Below are 16935 nucleotides of genomic sequence, written 5' to 3' on the forward strand. Positions count from 1 at the left end.
ACTACGCAGCATAGGGGTCCGGGGAGGCTGAGCGATGGCTGGCGCGCTGGGAGTGCGCGAGGTCTCCTCCGCCCTGTTCAACAACGACAAGATGATCGAGGTCGTCCTCGAGCTCGATCGCTGGCGAGGCGTAGGGGTCACCACGCGCGAACTCGCTCGCACGATCGGCATCGCGGACGACCTCGTGAAGAAGGTCATCCTCCGACTACTCGACGCGGGACTCGTCAAGCAGTTGAACCGGGTCGGCGGGCGGAGAGGGCCGCTGCCCTACGAGGTCCAGGAGACGGCCGCCTGGCGCGCGCTCGTCGACCTCGCGACCGCCCTGAAGGCAGCAGCGTGACCAACGCCGGCCCGGCGCGACTTCCGCGTCTCGGCCTGGCCACCGTGTCGAATGCGGCGTTGCACGGAACTCAGGCTGCCCACCCGAAGGTCGTTCCACGAGATGTACCAGGTGGCTTCACGCGGGTCCATCTCCCGCACTCCGGTCGCTTCGCGCCCTGAACCGCCCCGGGGTGTCCGGAGACTCCGATCGTTGGGAGGGTCGCCGATGCCGACCGCTGTCGCGCCGCCTACCCGTGCGGGGCATGCCCACGTTCGCCGCGGGCAGCAGGCCCGGCGGAGGCACCTGGTCAGAGAACGAGGGCAGGTCCAAGAGGACCTGCCCTCGTTCCCACCGGCCCGTGCGTCCGGCACTGTCAGAAGCGACACCCTCGCGGGAGCGCAGGTACAGCATCGGCACGGGAACAGCCGGAGTCAAGTCGCGACGCACGAGACGCTCCCTCAGCCGAGCGGCGACGACACAGCCACCGCGGTGACGTGAACGCCGGAAGGCACCTCCGTATGCCCGATTGGCGTCGCGGCGAACAGCTCTCCGGCGACGGCGCGGTGGTCCCGCGGGGGGCGCAGTGTGATCTGCTCGCTCCCGAGCATGGCCCTCACCAGAGCGCCGACGGACGGGGCCGTCGTGATCGCCCGCACAATCTCGGGGCACGTCGCGTCGGCCCAGCCCGGCGTCTCGGTGCGGGCCGCGACGGCACCCACGAGCCGCCAGGCGTCCTGGTCGCCCTGCCGCGCGTGATGGACGACCACGCGGCCTCCTGGGAGGAGGCTCCCGCACGGCGCCTCCACGGTGTGCCGGCCGCCGTCAGCAACCACTCGGACAAGCGCCCGTGTCGGGGATTGCCACCTGACCACCTCGGCCTCGTGCACGCCGACGAGCGGCCACGCCGCAGGCTCGGCGTCGGACACCGTCAACCTCGGGAACGGGCCCTCGTCGAAGTCGACCCCCGTGACGTGCAGGTCGAACTTGTCGCCCTTGCGCCTGATCTTGGCGGTGGACCAGACCGCCCTCGCCCCGGAATTGTGCTGCAGGTACACCCGCCCGGCCGCCAGGTCCGCACCAGTCACCTTGAACGTCATCGTCACCTGCTGCTCGGCCAGGAGGAGGCGTGCGATGACGCGACGGAGCGCACTCCCCTGGTCGCGCCCCAGCAGACGACCGAAGCCCAGCGACAGAGCGCCCTCGGGAAGCAGCAGCCACCGGGAGTGCTCCGACCGTGTGTCCACCGTCTCGTTCGCGGCGGCGTACACGGGAACGTCGAGCTCACGGGCGAACTCGTACGATGGGATGAGGTCCATGTCCTCGGACAGAACCACGATGCTGCCGGAACGACGCCCCGCGTTGATGTCGTGCGCAAGCCGCGAGACCTGCATGGCGCAGAGCACGTCGACCAGCTTCTCCTCAGTGCGGAGGCCGGTCCCCGCGCCCCGCCGTTCGACCAGACGGCCCTCGAGCACCCTGCCTCGGGCATCGGCCGTCACCCGAGCGGCGAAGTCGGCGTTCTTGTCGAGCTCGCTCGCGAGGTGCGCGGACGGGTTCTTGGGGCCCGTGGTGGCGATGCCGAACCACACCTCCTGCACGTCGAACCCGAACCGGGACAGGATCTGGCAGACCCCGGGTACGGAGACGTGCCGACCGACCCCGAATAGGTCCTTGACCTGACCGCGCACGTTACGACTGTCCACGACGACGTACGCCGGGACGGGGAGCGCAGACCCGGCGATGCCCATGCCACCTCCTCGTCAGAGACCACAACCAGCCGACCGAAGCCCAGGCATCGCGCGGTCGCGCGCAAACCTCCGGAACGAGCACGCACGGAGCGCGCCGCGCAGGCAGGTAAGCGCCCGCGACTACCCGCCCTCCCCCAGCCCGCCGCTCCGCACGCGGCCAAGGACTGCACGACGCGCGCTGTGCCCCTCCGGGCCAGCTCTGAGGACAAGTACCTGAGACAAACCCTTGAAAAGGACATCTCGTGGACAAGTGTCGTGAGATAAGGACATCCGGCGTGAGATCCTAGAGCCGGAGCGGGTGTCAGGACTGCATGTCGACGAACCGCGAGTAGTGCCCCTGGAACGCCACGGTGATGGTCGCGGTGGGGCCGTTGCGGTGCTTCGCCACGATGATGTCGGCCTCGCCGGCGCGCGGGGACTCCTTCTCGTAGAGGTCCTCGCGGTGCAGCAGCATGACCATGTCGGCGTCCTGCTCGAGCGACCCCGACTCGCGCAGGTCGCTCATCATCGGCTTCTTGTCCGTGCGCTGCTCGGGTCCTCGGTTCAGCTGCGAGAGCGCGATGACGGGGACGTCGAGCTCCTTGGCGAGCAGCTTCATCGACCGGGAGAACTCGGAGACCTCCTGCTGGCGCGACTCGACCCGCTTGCCGGACTGCATCAGCTGGAGGTAGTCGACGATGACGAGCTTGAGGTCGTGGCGCTGCTTGAGCCGCCGGCACTTCGCCCGGATCTCCATCATCGTCATGTTGGGCGAGTCGTCGATGAACAGCGGCGCCTCGGAGACCTCCCCCATCCGGCGGGCGAGGCGGTTCCAGTCGTCATCGGTCATCGAGCCCGTGCGCATGTGGTGCAGCGGGACGCGCGCCTCAGCGGAGAGCAGGCGCATCGTGATCTCGTTCTTCCCCATCTCCAGGCTGAAGAAGACGGTCGAGAGGTGGTTCTTGATGGCCGAGGCGCGGGCGAAGTCCAGCGCCAGCGTCGAGTTGTGCGTCGGCACCATGGCGCGGCCGGCGAGGTAGAGGTGCGACTCGTGCGCGATCTGCACGCAGCGCACGGGCACGGAGGGCACCGGGCGGACGTCGGTGATGAAGCGGGCGTCGCGCCGGCGCGGGGACCGGGCGCTGCGCTCCTTGTGCAGCAGGCGCTTGCGCTCGAGGCGGAACACGTCGTCCTCGGCCGTCAGCGTCACCAGCCACGCGGTCGCGCTGCGCCCCGTGCCGCGGGTCTTCACCGTGCAGCGCATGCCGAGGCCGGCCACGAGGTCGGCGAGGTCGTCGGCGAGGCGCTGCGAGCCCACACGTACGCGCACCGTCCCGGACGGCTGCACGACGCCGAGGGTGTCGAGCACGCCGGCCAGCAGGTCGCGGCGCTGGCGCAGCCCCGCCCGGAGGTACGCGGTCGGCAGGTGCGGGGCGTGCACCATGCCGAGCCCGGTGGCGACGGGGCCCACGACGTCGGGCTCGACCTCGCCCTCGACCCACGCGTCGACCTCGAACTCGTCGTCGGGGTCCTGGCCGAGCGGGCCCGCCTCGCGGCGGCCGAGCCAGGCGCCGAGCGCGTAGGGCGGGACGGGCAGCTCGCGGTCCGGCAGCTGGAGCGGGCGGGCGTTGGCGACCGCGTGGTCGAGGCCGGTCGCGCCGCTCAGCCGCGCGGCGATCTCGGCCGTGGTCCGCACCTCGGCGGCCGCCCACCGCGTCTCGGTCACCCACTGGTGCTCGGCGTCGGCGACGACGACCGTCCCGTCGGAGAAGTGCACCTCGTAGCAGGGGCGGTCGTGCATGACCTCCGTCGCCGCGACGACCAGGGTCGGGGTGCCGTCCGCCGCGAGCACCTCGTCGCCCACGGCGACCTCGCCCATGGTCGTCCAGCCCGTGGGCGTGGGCAGCGGGGTGTCGAGGGCGAGCGCCTTCCCGACCGCGGGGCGGGCGGCGATGATGACCATCTGGCCGCCGTGCAGGCCGTTGGTCAGCTCGTCGAGGTCGGCGAAGCCCGTCGGCACGCCGACCAGCTGGCCGCCGCGCGAGCCGATGGCCTCGATCTCGTCGAGCGCGCCCTCCATGATCGCGGAGAGCGGCTGGTAGTCCTCGCTCGCGCGCTTGTCGGTCACGCCGTAGACCTCGGCCTGCGCCCGGTCGACGATCTCGTCGGCGTTGGCGCCGTCTCCGGCGTAGCCCATCTGCACGATGCGCGTGCCGGCCTCGACCAGGCGGCGCAGGACCGCGCGCTCCCGCACGATCTCGGCGTAGTAGCCCGCGTTGGCCGCGGTCGGCACCATCGAGATCAGCGTGTGGATGTACGCCGCGCCGCCCACCCGGCCGATCTCGCCGCGCCGGGTCAGCTCGGCGGAGACCGTGACGGCGTCGGCCGGCTCGCCCTTGCCGTAGAGGTCGAGCACCGCGTCGAAGATCGCCTCGTGCGCGGGCCGGTAGAAGTCCCCGCCGCGCAGCGCCTCGACCACGTCGGCGATCGCGTCCTTGCTCAGCAGCATCGCGCCGAGCACGGACTGCTCGGCAGCCACGTCCTGCGGCGGCAGCCGGTCCTGCCGGTCGCCGGGCCCGTCAGAGCGCGGCTCCTGCACCAGGACGTCTGCGACCGTCACGAGCACTCCTCCCCTGCTGCTTCGGTGTCGAACAGGTGTCCTACCGGAGACCACCGACAGAGCGGGTCCGCCCGCCGTCCCGCCGGTGCCCCCGGCCCCCCCGGAGGACCGCGCTGCGCCACCGTACGGACGCCCCCCGGACGACTCAAGGACCCCTGTGCGTAGCCTGGGGACGACCCTGGGAACGACCGGGGGAAACGTGTGCACACCCTGTGGGAAACCCTGGGGATGACGGCGCGACCTCACGGACACGCCGTCGCTGACCTGCGAGGACGGGAATCCACGGGATGTGGACGCCGCGAGTTCGCGACGAGCGCGGCCTCCCCCGGGAGGGTGACGCCCGCGAGGTGGCCCGCCTCGCGCTGCCCGCCCTCGCGACCCTCGTCGCCGAGCCGCTGTTCCTCCTCGCCGACAGCGCGGTCGTCGGCCGGCTCGGCACCCTGCCGCTCGCCGCGCTCGGGCTGGCCGGGGCAGCGCTGGCGTCCGCCGCGAGCCTGTGCGTGTTCCTCGCGTACGCGACCACCGCCTCCGTCGCGCGCCTGCTCGGCGCCGGCCGGGAGCGCGAGGCCCTGCGCGAGGGCGTCGACGGGCTCTGGCTCGCGCTCGTCATCGGCGGGGCGGTCGCCGTCCTCGGCCAGCCCGCGGCCCCGGCGCTCGTCCGCCTGCTGGGCGCGGACGAGGGGACGGCGGGGCCGGCCGCGACGTACCTCCGCGTCGGGCTGCTCGGCCTCCCGGGCATGCTCGTCGTCCTCGCGGCCACCGGGGTGCTGCGCGGCTCCCGCGACACCCGTACGCCGCTCGTCGTCGGCCTCGCCGGAGCCGTCGTCAACACCGCGCTCAACGTCGTGCTCGTGCACCCCGCCGGGCTGGGGCTCGTCGGCTCGGCGGTCGGCACCGCCGTCACGCAGACCGCCATGGCCCTCGCGCTCGCGGCCCCGGTGCTGCGTCGCGCCCGCTCGGCCGGCGTCGGGCTCCGCCTGCGGCTGTCCGGGCTGCGCCGGGCCGGGGCGGCCGGTCTCCCGCTGCTCGTCCGCACGGTCACGCTGCGCCTCGCGCTGCTGCTGACGACCTGGGTCGCGGCCGGGCTCGGGCCGGCGCCGCTCGCCGCCTCGCAGGTCGCCTTCGCGGTCTGGTCGCTGCTGGCCATGGGCTCGGACGCCCTGGCCGTCGCCGCCCAGGCGCTCGTCGCGGGCGCGCTCGGTGCAGGGGACGCCGCGCGGGCGGGGGCCCTCACTGCGCGGCTCGTCGGGCTCGGGGCGCTGGTCGGCGTGGGCCTCGGGGTGCTGGTGCTGGCGGTGCGCCCGGCGTACGTGCCGCTGGCGACACCGGTCCCGGCCGTGCGCCACGAGCTCGCCGCGGCGCTGCTCGTCGTCGCGCTCCTGCAGCCACTGGCCGCGGTGGTGTTCGTGCTCGACGGCGTGCTCATCGGCGGGGCCGACGGCCGCTACCTCGCGGGTGCGGGGCTCGTGACGCTCGCGGCGTACGCGCCGGCGGCGTGGGCCGTGCACCTCGCGCACGGGGGCCTGGTCGCCCTGTGGCTGGCGTTCGGGGTGTTCCTCGTGGCACGGGCCGCGACCCTGGTGCCGCGCTGGCGGGCGACGCTGCGCTGAGCACGTACGCGCGCCCAGGCTCCGTCCGGGTGAGCACGCAGCGAGGCCCGCCCCCCGAGCAGGGGACGGGCCTCGGAGCGGGCGCGGGCGTCAGCCCGAGACGACCTCGAAGGAGACCTTCGCGGTGACCTCGGGGTGCAGCCGGACGCTGACCTCGTGCTTGCCGAGCGTGCGGATCGGCTCGGCGATGACGACCTGGCGCTTGTCGACGTCCGGGCCGCCGGTGCTGCTGATCGCCTCGACGACGTCGGAGGGCGTCACAGCGCCGAACAGCCGGCCGGTGCCGCCGGCACGGGCCGTGAGCTTGACCTTGAGGCCCTCGATGCTCGACTTGAGCGTCTGGGCCGTCGCCAGCTCCTTGACCGCCCGCTGGGCGCGCGCCCGGCGGATGGTCTCGATCTGCTTCTCGCCGCCGCGCGTCCACTGCAGGGCGAGGCCCTGGGGGACGAGGAAGTTGCGGCCGTAGCCGTCCTTCACCTCGACGACGTCACCGGGACCGCCGAGGTTCTGGACCTCCTGGGTGAGGATGAGCTTCATCGCAGTCTCGTCCCTTCTCAGCGAGCGGTGCTCGTGTAGGGCAGCAGCGCCATCTCACGGGCGTTCTTGATCGCCCGCGCGATCTCGCGCTGCTGCTGGACGGACACGCCCGTGACGCGACGGGCGCGGATCTTGCCGCGGTCGGACACGAACTTGCGCAGCAGCGCGGTGTCCTTGTAGTCGATGTTCTCGATCTTCGCCGCAGCGAGCGGGTTGACCTTCTTCTTGGGCTTGCGCACAGGAGGCTTGGCCATCGTGGTGCTCCACTCCGCCGCTCTTCCGAGCGGCTGTTGGTAGCCCGGCTCTGGTGCCGGGAGGGCCTGGTACGGGGTCGGGGCTCTCGCCCCGGGGGGCGCCCGGTCCGGGGACCGGGGCGCCAGCAGGTCGCGGTGACCCTGCGAGGACCTAGAAGGGCGGCTCGTCGTAGCTGCCGCCGCCGCCCCCGAAGGAGCCGCCGCCGCCACCACCGCCACCGCCGAAGGAGCCGCCGCTGCCGCCGCCGGACGGGCCCGCGGTCGCCCACGGGTCGTCGGCCGGGCCGCTGCCGAAGCCGCCGCCCCCGCCGCCGCCCCCGTAGGAGCCGCCGCCGCCACCGCCGCCGAACCCGCCCTCGCCGCCTCCGCGGCTCGTGCGGTTGACCTTGGTGGTGGCCGAACGGAGCGACGGGCCGATCTCGTCGACCTCGAGCTCGACGACGGTGCGCTTCTCGCCCTCCTTCGTCTCGTACGAGCGGCTCTTCAGCCGGCCCGTGACGATGACGCGGGTGCCCCGCTGCAGCGACTCGGCGACGTTCTCCGCCGCCTGCCGCCACACCGAGCAGCGCATGAACAGCGTCTCCTGGTCCTTCCACTCGTTCGACTGGCGGTCGAACTGGCGGGGGGTGGACGCGACCGTGAAGTTCGCGACCGCCGCTCCGCTCGGCGTGAAGCGCAGCTCCGGGTCACCGGTGAGGTTGCCGACGATCGTGACGACGGTGTCGCCTGCCATGCAGCGCTCCTAGCTCGAGGGGGTCGGGGAGACGGTCGGACCGGCGGGGCCGGTCAGGCGGCGCGCAGCACCTTGGTGCGGAGCACGGCCTCGTTGAGGTTCAGCTGGCGGTCGAGCTCCTTGACGGCCGCGGGGTTCGCGGTCAGGTCGACGACGGCGTAGACCGCCTCGGCCTTCTTCTGGATCTCGTAGGCGAGCCGGCGACGGCCCCAGATGTCGACCTTCTCCACGGACCCGCCGTCCTGGCGGATGACGTTGAGGAACTGGTCGAGGGACGGGGCGATCGTCCGCTCCTCGAGATCGGGGTCGAGGATGACCATGAGCTCGTAACGACGCATGACAGACCCACCTCCTTCGGACTCAGGCGGCCACGGTCTCTCCGTGGCAGGAGGGCACTGCGTCGAGCAGCACCCCCAAGGGTACCGGGCGCGGGCACCGGGGCGTACCGGTCTTCCACAGGGCCGCGGTCACGCGGCCGTCCACAGGCCTCAGCCGTCGAGCTGCCCGCGGAGGAAGGCGATGTCGGCGGCTTGGCCCTCGGCCCCGCCCGGCGTCTCGACCACCACTGGGGCACCAGCGGCGCGGACGACCTCAGCCACGAGCTCGCCGGAGATCGTCCCGCTGCCGAGGTTGGCGTGGCGGTCGGCGCCGGAGTCGAAGGCGTCGCGGCTGTCGTTGGCGTGCACGAGGTCGATGCGCCCGAGCAGCGACCGGACCCGGTCGACGATCCCGGCCAGCTCCTCCCCGCCGGCGTGCGCGTGGCAGGTGTCGAGGCAGAACCCGATCCGGTCGCTGTCGACCCGGTCGGTCACCCGCTCCCACAGCCGGGCGAGGCGGTCGAGCCGCCGCGCCATGGCCCCGTCGCCGCCGGCGGTGTTCTCGATGAGCACCGGGAGGGGCAGCTCCATCCGCTCGAACGTCTTCGCCCAGTTGTCGAAGCCGAGCTCCGGGTCGTCGTCCTTCAGCACGTGGCCGCCGTGCACGACGATCCCCTTCGCCCCGATCGAGGCCGCGGCCTCGACGTGCTGGGCCAGCAGCTTGCGGCTCGGGATGCGGATCCGGTTGTTGGAGGTCGCGACGTTGATGACGTAGGGCGCGTGGACGTAGAGGTCGACCCCCGCCTCCGCGGCCGCTGCCTTGAGCGCCTCCGGCCCGCCGGGGTAGCGCACCTGCGGACCCTTCCAGCCCTGCGGGTCGCCGAGGAAGAACTGGGAGAGGCCGGCCTTGCGCTCGACGGCCTCGGCGACGGGGTCGTCCTGCTCGACGTGACCGCCGAGGACGAGCGGCGAGGAGGGGTCCGTGCTCATGCGCGACACCGTACGCCGGGACGCCGACACTCCCTCGGCCTCGGCGGCGCCGGTCCTGGCGCTCGGGGCTGCCCGCTTGATCGGGGGCCCCGATCAACTGGGGGTCGGGTACGAGCGACTGGGGGTCACCCCGAGCACATGTCCTGGGGACGGGCCCCACCTGCTCGGGACCGGCTCGTGCCCCTCGGCCCCGAGCCGGGTCGACGCGCCGGCTGGAGGACAGGGGCCTCCTTGATCGGGGGCCCCGATCAACTGGGGGTCGGGTACGAGCAGGTGGGGGTCACCCCGAGCACATCTCCTCGGGACCAGCCCACCTGCTCGGGACGAGCCCCGGCGACCCCGCCCTCGGGACCCCTCCCCGGCAGCGCCCCGACCCTCGCGCGAGCCCGATCTTGACATCCCTCCCCAAGCGGGACGAAGGTAGAGAAAACCGGTTAAATGCAGCGGAGGAGGTGAACATGCCCTCCCGGGTGACGATCGCGGACGTCGCGGCGCGCGCCGGCGTCAGCAAGGGCGCGGTCTCGTACGCGCTCAACGGCAAGCCCGGCCTCACGGACGCCACGCGGCAGCGGATCCTGTCCGCCGCGGACGACCTCGGCTGGCGGCCGAGCTCCCGCGCCAGGGCCCTGTCCGACGGGCGCGCGCTCGCGCTGGGCCTCGTCGTCGCGCGGCCGCCGCAGCTGCTCGGTGCGGACCCCTTCTTCCCGGCCTTCATCGCCGGCGTCGAGACCTCGCTCGCGGAGGTCGGCCAGTCGCTCGTGCTGCAGGTCGTCCTCGACGAGGAGCGCGAGGAGGCGGGCTACCGCCGCCTCGCCCGCGACCGCACGGTCGACGGGGTGTTCCTGCTCGACCTGCGCGTCCACGACGCCCGCATCCCGCTGCTGCGCGAGCTCGGCATGCCGGCCGTCACCCTCAACCGGCCCACGTCGCCGAGTCCCTTCCCGGCCGTCTGCGTGAGCCAGACCCGCGGCATCGAGGAGGTCGTCGACCTGCTGGTCGGGCTCGGGCACCGGCGCATCGCCCACGTCTCCGGGCCCCGGGACCTCGCGCACGCCGAGGCACGGCGCGGCGCCCTCAGCGACGCGCTCGCCCGGCACGGGCTCGAGCCGGCTGCGGTGCTCGAGGGCGACTTCTCCGCCCCGAGCGGCGCGGAGCAGACCCGCCGCCTGCTCGCCGCCGGCACCCGCGTCACCGCGGTCGTCTACGCCAACGACCTCATGGCCGTCGCCGGCATGGCGACCCTGTCCGACGCCGGCCTGCGCGTCCCCGAGGACGTCTCGGTGACCGGCTTCGACGACACCCTGCTCGCGGCGTACGCGCGCCCCGGGCTCACGACCGTCGCGACCGACGCCCTCACCTGGGGGCGGCAGGCCGCGCTCACCCTGCTCCAGCTCGTCGAGCACGGGCACGCCGACGACGTCGTGCTCGAGCCCACCCGCCTCGTCCGGCGCACCTCGGTGGCACCCGCGCCCTAGCCCGCCCTGCCCTCCCACGGAGAGACGCGATGAAGCGAACGACCCGTACGTGCAGCGCCCTCGCCCTCGTGGCCGTCCTCACGGCCGCCTGCGGCAGCCAAGGCTCGGTCGGCTCACCGACCGCCCGCGGTCCCATCACGATCTGGTACTCGAACAACGAGCAGGAGATCGACTGGGGCAAGGCGATGGTCGCGGAGTGGAACTCCAGCCACCCCAACGAGCACATCACCGCGCAGGAGATCCCCGCCGGCAAGAGCTCCGAGGAGGTCATCCACGCGGCGATCATCGCGGGCAACACGCCCTGCCTCGTCCTCAACACCGCACCCTCCGCGGTCGCGCAGTTCCAGCGCGAGGGCGGGCTCGTCCCGCTCGACGACTTCCCCGACGGTGTCCAGTACGCGACCGCGCGCACGGGAGCAACCGTGCAGCAGTACAAGAGCGCCGACGGCAAGCTCTACCAGCTGCCGTGGAAGACCAACCCGGTCATGCTGTTCTACAACAAGAAGGTCTTCGCGAAGGCCGGCCTCGATCCGGACCACCCGCAGCTCCAGACGTACGCGCAGGTGCTCGCCGCCGCGCGCACGCTCAAGCAGAAGGGCGGCGTGAAGGCGGCGATCTGGCCGGCCCCGAGCAACGAGTACTTCCAGTCGTGGTTCGACTTCTACCCGCTGTTCGCGGCGGCGACCGGCGGGCAGCAGCTGCTCAAGGGGGACACCCCGCAGTTCGACTCGCCGCAGGGACTGGCGGTGGCGCAGTTCTACCGCACGCTCTACGACGAGGGCCTGGCGCCGCGCGAGACCTACAACGGCGACAGCTTCGCCGAGGGCAAGGCCGCGATGTCCTTCGCCGGCCCGTGGGCGGTCGCGGCGTACAAGGGCAAGGTCGACTGGGGCGCCGTCCCGGTGCCGACGCCCACGGGCGAACCCGCCGACCAGGTGCACACGTTCTCGGACGCGAAGAACATCGCGATCTACTCCGCGTGCAAGAACCAGGCGACGGCGTGGGACGTCGCGAAGTTCGCCACCAGCCCGGAGCAGGACGGCAAGCTGCTCCAGATGACGGGGCAGATGCCGCTGCGCCAGGGGCTGACGAGCGCCTACGCCTCCTACTTCGAGAAGAACCCCGCGTACAAGGACTTCGCCTCCGCGGCGTCGCGCACCGTCGAGGTGCCCAACACGCTCAACTCGACGGCGGTGTGGCAGGCGTTCCGCGACGAGTGGGGCAGGGGCGTCATCTTCGGCAAGGAGTCGCCGCAGCAGGACCTGAGCAAGGCCGCCAGGAAGATCTCTACCACCGTCACGAAGTCCTGAGGGAGAAGCGATGTCCAGAGTCGAGCACGCACCCTCGCTCACCAAGCACCGCCTGCAGGTCCTCCACTCCCACGAGCCGAGAGCGAGCAAGGGCCGCCGCCTCTCCGGCGGGCGTGCCGGCCGGCAGCCCATCGGCGCGGTCTTCTCCCTGCCGTACGTCGCCTTCCTCGCCGTCGTCTTCGCCTACCCGCTCGGCTCGGCGGTCTGGATCTCGCTGCACGACTACTTCTTCGCCGCCCCCGGCGCGAAGGTGTCCCGCCCCTGGGTCGGCCTCGAGAACTACCGCGCCGCGCTGAGCGACCCCGCAGTGCACAGCGCCTTCCTGCACGTGCTCGTGTTCCTCGTCATCAACGTTCCGCTGACGGTGGTCCTCTCGCTCGTCCTCGCGAGCGCGCTCAACGCCGCCATCCCGTTCCGGTCGTTCTTCCGCACGAGCTACTACCTGCCCTACGTCACGGCGAGCGTCGCGGTGGTCGGCGTCTGGCTCTTCCTCTTCAGCTCCGACGGCATCGTCAACAAGGGCCTCGGTGGCCTGGCGCCCAACCCCTCCTGGCTCGTCAACGAGCACCTCGCGATGCCGGTCATCGCGGTGTTCGTGACGTGGAAGCAGCTCGGCTTCTTCATCCTGCTCTACCTCGCCGCGCTGCAGAACGTGCCGAAGGAGCTCTACGAGAGCGCCTCGGTCGACGGAGCCTCGCGCTTGCAGGCCTTCCGGTCGGTGACGGTCCCCGGCGTACGCCCCGCGACGACGCTCGTCGTCATCCTCGCGACCATCACCGGCGCGAACCTCTTCACCGAACCGTACCTCCTCACCGGCGAGGGCGGTCCGAACGGCGCGTCCACGACGCCCGTGCTGCTGATGTACCAGAAGGGCCTCGAGCAGACCGACCCCGACATCGCCGCCGCGATCGGCGTGATCCTCGTCATCGGCGTGCTGCTGCTCGCCGGCCTCCAGCGCCTGCTCCTCGAGAGGAACGATGCCCGATGAGCACGTCCACGACCTCCCGCGCACCGATGCGCGGCTCGACCGGCGGGCGGGCGACCCGCCTGGTGCTGCTCGCGATCGGTGCCGTGGTCTTCCTCTTCCCCTTCTACTACATGATCGTCGGCGCCCTGCAGCGCAAGCACGACACCTCGCTCTCCGGCATCATCCCGTGGCCGCACAACCTGACGCTGGGCAACTTCTCGCAGATCGACGGGCGCATCCACCTGTGGCGCAGCCTGCTCAACTCCGGGATCGTCACCGGCTCGGTGCTGCTGCTGACGCTCGTCTTCGGCGTGCTGGTGGGCTACGCCCTGGCCCAGCTGGAGTTCCGCGGGCGAGGCACGGTCTTCGCACTCGTGCTGCTGGCGCAGGTCATCCCGTTCCAGCTGTTGCTGGTGCCGCTCTACGTGCTCATCGTCCGCGACTACGGGCTGGCCGACAACTACCTCGGCATGATCCTGCCCTTCGCCATCAACTCGACGGCGGTGTTCGTCTTCCGCCAGTACTTCCTGCAGGTGCCGAAGGACCTCTTCGACGCCGCGCGCATCGACGGCGCCGGTGAGGTGGCCGTCCTGTGGCGGGTGGCCGTCCCCCTCGTGCGCCCCGCCATCCTCACCGCGCTCCTGCTGACGTTCATCGGCCCGTGGAACGAGTTCCTCTGGCCCTTCCTCGTGACGAAGGACCAGGACCTGCAGCCGCTGGCCGTCTCCCTGGCGAACTACATCAGCAGCGTGGCGGCGTCGGCCGCCAACCCGTACGGCGCGATCCTCGCCGGCGCCTGCGTCCTCGCAGCGCCCGCCGTCGTGCTCTTCGTGGCCTTCCAGCGCCACTTCACCTCCACCGACATCGGCTCCGGCGTGAAGGGCTGACCATGACCACTGCGACCTCGACCCTCCCCTGGACCCTCACGCGACTCGGCGTCGTCATGACACCGGACCCTGCAGAACCCCATGAGCACGAGGGGGTCCTCAACCCCGCGACGGCGCACGAGCCGGACGGCACGCTCTACCTGCTCCCCCGCCTCGTCGCGGAGGGCAACGTCTCCCGCATCGGGCTCGCCCGGGTCGTCGTCGAGGACGGCGTCCCCGTGGGAGTGCAGCGCGAGGGCTTCGTCCTCGCGCCTGACGAGGGATGGGAGCGCGGGCTGACCAACGCCGGCGTGGAGGACCCGCGCGTCACGTGGGTCCCTGCGCTCGGGCTGCACGTCATGACCTACGTCGCGTACGGGCCGCTCGGCCCCCGGCTCGCGCTCGCCGTCTCGAGCGGTGCCCGCCGCTGGCGGCGTCTCGGGCCGGTGACGTACGCGTACCAGCCCTCGCTGGACACCGACCTCGGGCTGTTCCCCAACAAGGACGCGGTGTTCTTCCCCGAGCCGGTGCCCGGCCCCGGCGGCCGCGAGTGCTTCGCCGTGCTGCACCGCCCGATGTGGGACCTCGGCTGGTTCCGCGAGGGCGAGGGCGTCCACCTCCCCGCCGGGGTGGACGACGAGCGGCCCGGCATCTGGATCTCGTACGTGCCGGTGGAGGACGTCCAGCGCGACCTCTCCGCGCTCACCCACTGGCGCGACCACCGGCTCGTCGCGATGCCGGAAGCGCCCTTCGAGGAGCTGAAGATCGGCGCCGGCCCGCCGCCGCTCCGCGTCGAGGAGGGCTGGCTGCTCGTCCACCACGGGGTGACCGGCGAGCAGCCGAAGGGATTCGACCCGACCACGCAGAAGGTGGAGTACGCCGCCGGCTGCATGCTGCTCGACGCCGCGGACCCGTCGCGGGTGCTGGCGCGCAGCAGCGAGCCCGTGCTCGCCCCCGAGACCGCCGAGGAGCGCGCGGGCACGGTGCCCAACGTCGTCTTCCCGACGGCGTGGGCGGAGATCGAGGGCACGCACTTCGTGTTCTACGGCATGGCCGACTCCGCGATCGGCGTCGCCCGGCTCGACCGGCGCGCGTCATGAGGCTGTGCGGCGCACTGGCGGCCGGAGTCCTGGTGGCCGCGATGGTCTCTGCCGCGCCGTCCGCCCGCGCCGACGACGGCACGCTCGCCAACCTCGCGCACCTCGACTTCCTCGGCGCAGACGTCACTCCTCCCGCCCAGGCGGGCCACACCACGTGGCAGCTCGACCAGGAGCCGCACGTCGGCGTGCTGTGGACCTATGCGAACCGGCAGGACGACGGCGGCTACGAGAAGATCGGCGGCGGCGCGTACGACGCGGCGACGGACACCTACGGCCAGGGCGCCTTCAACGCCGACGACATCGCGCGGGCGGCGGTCGCGTACCTGCGCTACCACCAGCAGCACGGCGACGCGCACAGCCTCGACCGCGCGCGCGAGCTGCTGCGCGGGCTGACGTACCTGCAGACGACGACCGGGCCGCATGCCGGCGACGTCGTGCTCTGGATGCAGCCCGACGGCACGCTGCACCCGAGCGCGACCCCTGCGGATGTGCCCGACCCGTCCGACAGCGGCCCGAGCTACTGGCTGGCGCGCACCGTCTGGGCGCTCGGCGAGGGCTACGCCGACCTCCGCACCGCGGACCCGGCCTTCGCCGGGTTCCTCCAGCAGCGGCTGGACCTCGCTGTCGGTGCACTCGAGCGCGAGGTCCTCGTCCACTACGGGACCTACGCCGTGGCCGACGGGAAGCGCGTGCCCCGCTGGCTGGTCGTCGACGGCTCGGACGCGAGCGCAGAAGCGGTCCTCGGGCTGTCGGCGTACGCGTCGTCCGCTCCCACCGGGGCCCTGCGCGACCGGGTCGTCACCGCGACGCGCGAGCTCGCCGAGGGGATTGCCGACCTGCAGGGCGGCGGGCCGCGGACCTGGCCGTACGGCGCCATCCTCCCGACCACGACATCGCGGTCGCTCTGGCACGCCTGGTCCTCGCAGCAGGCGGCGGCCCTCGCGGCAGCCGCACGTGCGACCGGGAACCGTGGCCTGCTGCGCCCGGCCCTGCTCGACGCCAGCGAGTTCACCGCGCGGCTGCTCGTCGACGACGGGCCGGACAACGGCTGGCAGCCGACGCCGAGCGACCGGACGCAGATCGCGTACGGCGTGGACTCGCGGCTCGAGGATGCATTGGCACTGGTCGACCCCTCGCGAAGTCCGGGGCTGCGCGAGCTGGCTGCCGTGGACGCAGCCTGGTTCTTCGGGGCCAACCGCGCCGGTCAGCCGATGTACGACAGGAGCACCGGCCGCGGTTATGACGGGCTCGCCCCCGACGGCACGATCAACCACGGCGCAGGTGCGGAGTCGACGATCCACGCGGTCCTGGCGATGCTCGCGCTCGACGCGCATCCGGACGTGCGCGCCGCCGCGCTGGCGCTGAGGGGGATCGGGACGCGCGACGCCACGCAGGTGGTGGAGGGCGAGTCGGGCACCCTGTCGCGCGGGGCGAGCGTGACGCCGGTCAGCACGACCTGGGACGGCGAGTCGCTCGTCAGCGGGACAGGCGTAGCGACGCTCCCTCCGGGCTCGAGTGGCACGTGGACGATCCCCGGCTCAGGACCGCGCCTGCTGCAGGCGGTCCTGCGCCTGCCCGAGAGGGGCACGACCTCGCTGCTCTGGCGCTCGACGCACCAGCCCGGCTGGACAGCCTCGCGCGGCGTGGGCGCGCAGGGAGTCACTCCGGCGCCGGGCGCCCTGCTGCCGGGCCCGGTGCCGCTCGTGACCCGGTCGTCCACGGTGACCGCCGTCGCCGGAGGCAGGCAGTCGTCGGTGCTCGACGCGATCCTCGTGACGCCGGTGGTCTCGACCGTCGAGCTGACCGGCACCGGGCACGAGGTGCTCGAGGTCAACGGGGACGTCCTGCCGCACCGCGTGGTCGGGAGGGGCCGGGACGTTCGGGTCTTCGACCGCAGCGGCCGCGCGGTCCGCGGGCTGATCCCGCCCGGCGGGTACGCGGTGCTGCGCTGACGCCCCCGACGAGTGAACGGGGGCACCCAGTGGCGCTCAGAGCTTCACTGGGTGCCCCCGTTCGATGGCAGGGCAGGCCGCGACCACCTCCGCGCCGCGAGGTTCACCTCCCCGGCACGTCCCGCTCACTCTCGCGCCACCCGCCCGGGGCGAGC

General features: G+C 72.7%; 15 protein-coding genes. 8 read left to right on the forward strand and 7 right to left on the reverse strand.

What is annotated here, in order from left to right:
• The first annotated feature begins 34 nt into the window (after positions 1–34).
• Positions 35–340 (forward strand): hypothetical protein, encoded by a 306-nt coding sequence (locus EV189_RS01920; protein WP_130491257.1) that lies wholly within the window; start codon positions 35–37, stop codon positions 338–340.
• 440 nt (positions 341–780) lie between these two features.
• Here the strand turns inward: EV189_RS01920 and EV189_RS01925 are convergent, their stop codons facing one another.
• Together EV189_RS01925 and dnaB are read right to left on the reverse strand one after the other, a co-directional pair.
• Positions 781–2070 (reverse strand): hypothetical protein, encoded by a 1290-nt coding sequence (locus EV189_RS01925; RefSeq protein WP_130491258.1) that lies wholly within the window; start codon positions 2068–2070, stop codon positions 781–783.
• Between the two features lie 301 nt (positions 2071–2371).
• On the reverse strand, positions 2372–4669 hold the full coding sequence (gene dnaB, locus EV189_RS01930) for a replicative DNA helicase (RefSeq protein WP_269204158.1): 2298 nt from the start codon (positions 4667–4669) through the stop codon (positions 2372–2374).
• Positions 4670–4956: 287 nt separating this feature from the next.
• Here dnaB and EV189_RS01935 point away from each other — a divergent pair, with 287 nt between their 5' ends.
• On the forward strand, positions 4957–6279 hold the full coding sequence (locus tag EV189_RS01935) for an MATE family efflux transporter (protein ID WP_130491259.1): 1323 nt from the start codon (positions 4957–4959) through the stop codon (positions 6277–6279).
• A 90-nt stretch (positions 6280–6369) separates the two neighbouring features.
• Here the strand turns inward: EV189_RS01935 and rplI are convergent, their stop codons facing one another.
• The 5 genes from rplI to EV189_RS01960 form a co-directional block, all read right to left on the reverse strand.
• A complete protein-coding gene (gene rplI / locus EV189_RS01940; RefSeq protein ID WP_130491260.1) occupies positions 6370–6816 on the reverse strand; it encodes a 50S ribosomal protein L9 in 447 nt (148 codons plus the stop codon).
• Between the two features lie 17 nt (positions 6817–6833).
• A complete protein-coding gene (rpsR, locus tag EV189_RS01945) occupies positions 6834–7070 on the reverse strand; it encodes a 30S ribosomal protein S18 (RefSeq protein ID WP_130491261.1) in 237 nt (78 codons plus the stop codon).
• A gap of 151 nt (positions 7071–7221) precedes the next feature.
• Positions 7222–7803 (reverse strand): single-stranded DNA-binding protein, encoded by a 582-nt coding sequence (locus EV189_RS01950; protein WP_130491262.1) that lies wholly within the window; start codon positions 7801–7803, stop codon positions 7222–7224.
• 53 nt (positions 7804–7856) lie between these two features.
• Positions 7857–8141, reverse strand: a complete 285-nt coding sequence (gene rpsF / locus EV189_RS01955; protein WP_130491263.1) for a 30S ribosomal protein S6 — start codon at positions 8139–8141, stop codon at positions 7857–7859.
• A 150-nt stretch (positions 8142–8291) separates the two neighbouring features.
• Positions 8292–9110, reverse strand: coding sequence for a deoxyribonuclease IV (locus EV189_RS01960; protein ID WP_130491264.1), 819 nt, complete (start codon positions 9108–9110; stop codon positions 8292–8294).
• A gap of 458 nt (positions 9111–9568) precedes the next feature.
• On the opposite strand from EV189_RS01960, the gene EV189_RS01965 reads away from it, so the two are divergent.
• From EV189_RS01965 to EV189_RS19965, 6 genes are read left to right on the forward strand one after another with little or no spacing between them, the layout of a single operon-like run.
• Complete coding sequence (locus EV189_RS01965; protein WP_130491265.1) at positions 9569–10585, forward strand: LacI family DNA-binding transcriptional regulator; 1017 nt, start codon at positions 9569–9571, stop codon at positions 10583–10585.
• Positions 10586–10614: 29 nt separating this feature from the next.
• Positions 10615–11895 carry an extracellular solute-binding protein gene (locus EV189_RS01970; protein WP_130491266.1) on the forward strand — a complete coding sequence of 427 codons (1281 nt, stop codon included), beginning with the start codon at positions 10615–10617 and terminating at the stop codon, positions 11893–11895.
• A 10-nt stretch (positions 11896–11905) separates the two neighbouring features.
• Complete coding sequence (locus EV189_RS01975) at positions 11906–12883, forward strand: carbohydrate ABC transporter permease (protein WP_130491267.1); 978 nt, start codon at positions 11906–11908, stop codon at positions 12881–12883.
• A gap of 26 nt (positions 12884–12909) precedes the next feature.
• Positions 12910–13749 carry a carbohydrate ABC transporter permease gene (locus tag EV189_RS01980; protein ID WP_130491904.1) on the forward strand — a complete coding sequence of 280 codons (840 nt, stop codon included), beginning with the start codon at positions 12910–12912 and terminating at the stop codon, positions 13747–13749.
• A 2-nt stretch (positions 13750–13751) separates the two neighbouring features.
• Positions 13752–14828 carry a glycoside hydrolase family 130 protein gene (locus tag EV189_RS01985; RefSeq protein ID WP_130491268.1) on the forward strand — a complete coding sequence of 359 codons (1077 nt, stop codon included), beginning with the start codon at positions 13752–13754 and terminating at the stop codon, positions 14826–14828.
• A 41-nt stretch (positions 14829–14869) separates the two neighbouring features.
• Positions 14870–16780, forward strand: coding sequence for a hypothetical protein (locus EV189_RS19965; protein WP_165400079.1), 1911 nt, complete (start codon positions 14870–14872; stop codon positions 16778–16780).
• The last annotated feature ends 155 nt before the right edge of the window (positions 16781–16935 follow it).

Source organism: Motilibacter rhizosphaerae, from assembly GCF_004216915.1.
Lineage (GTDB): Bacteria > Actinomycetota > Actinomycetes > Motilibacterales > Motilibacteraceae > Motilibacter > Motilibacter rhizosphaerae.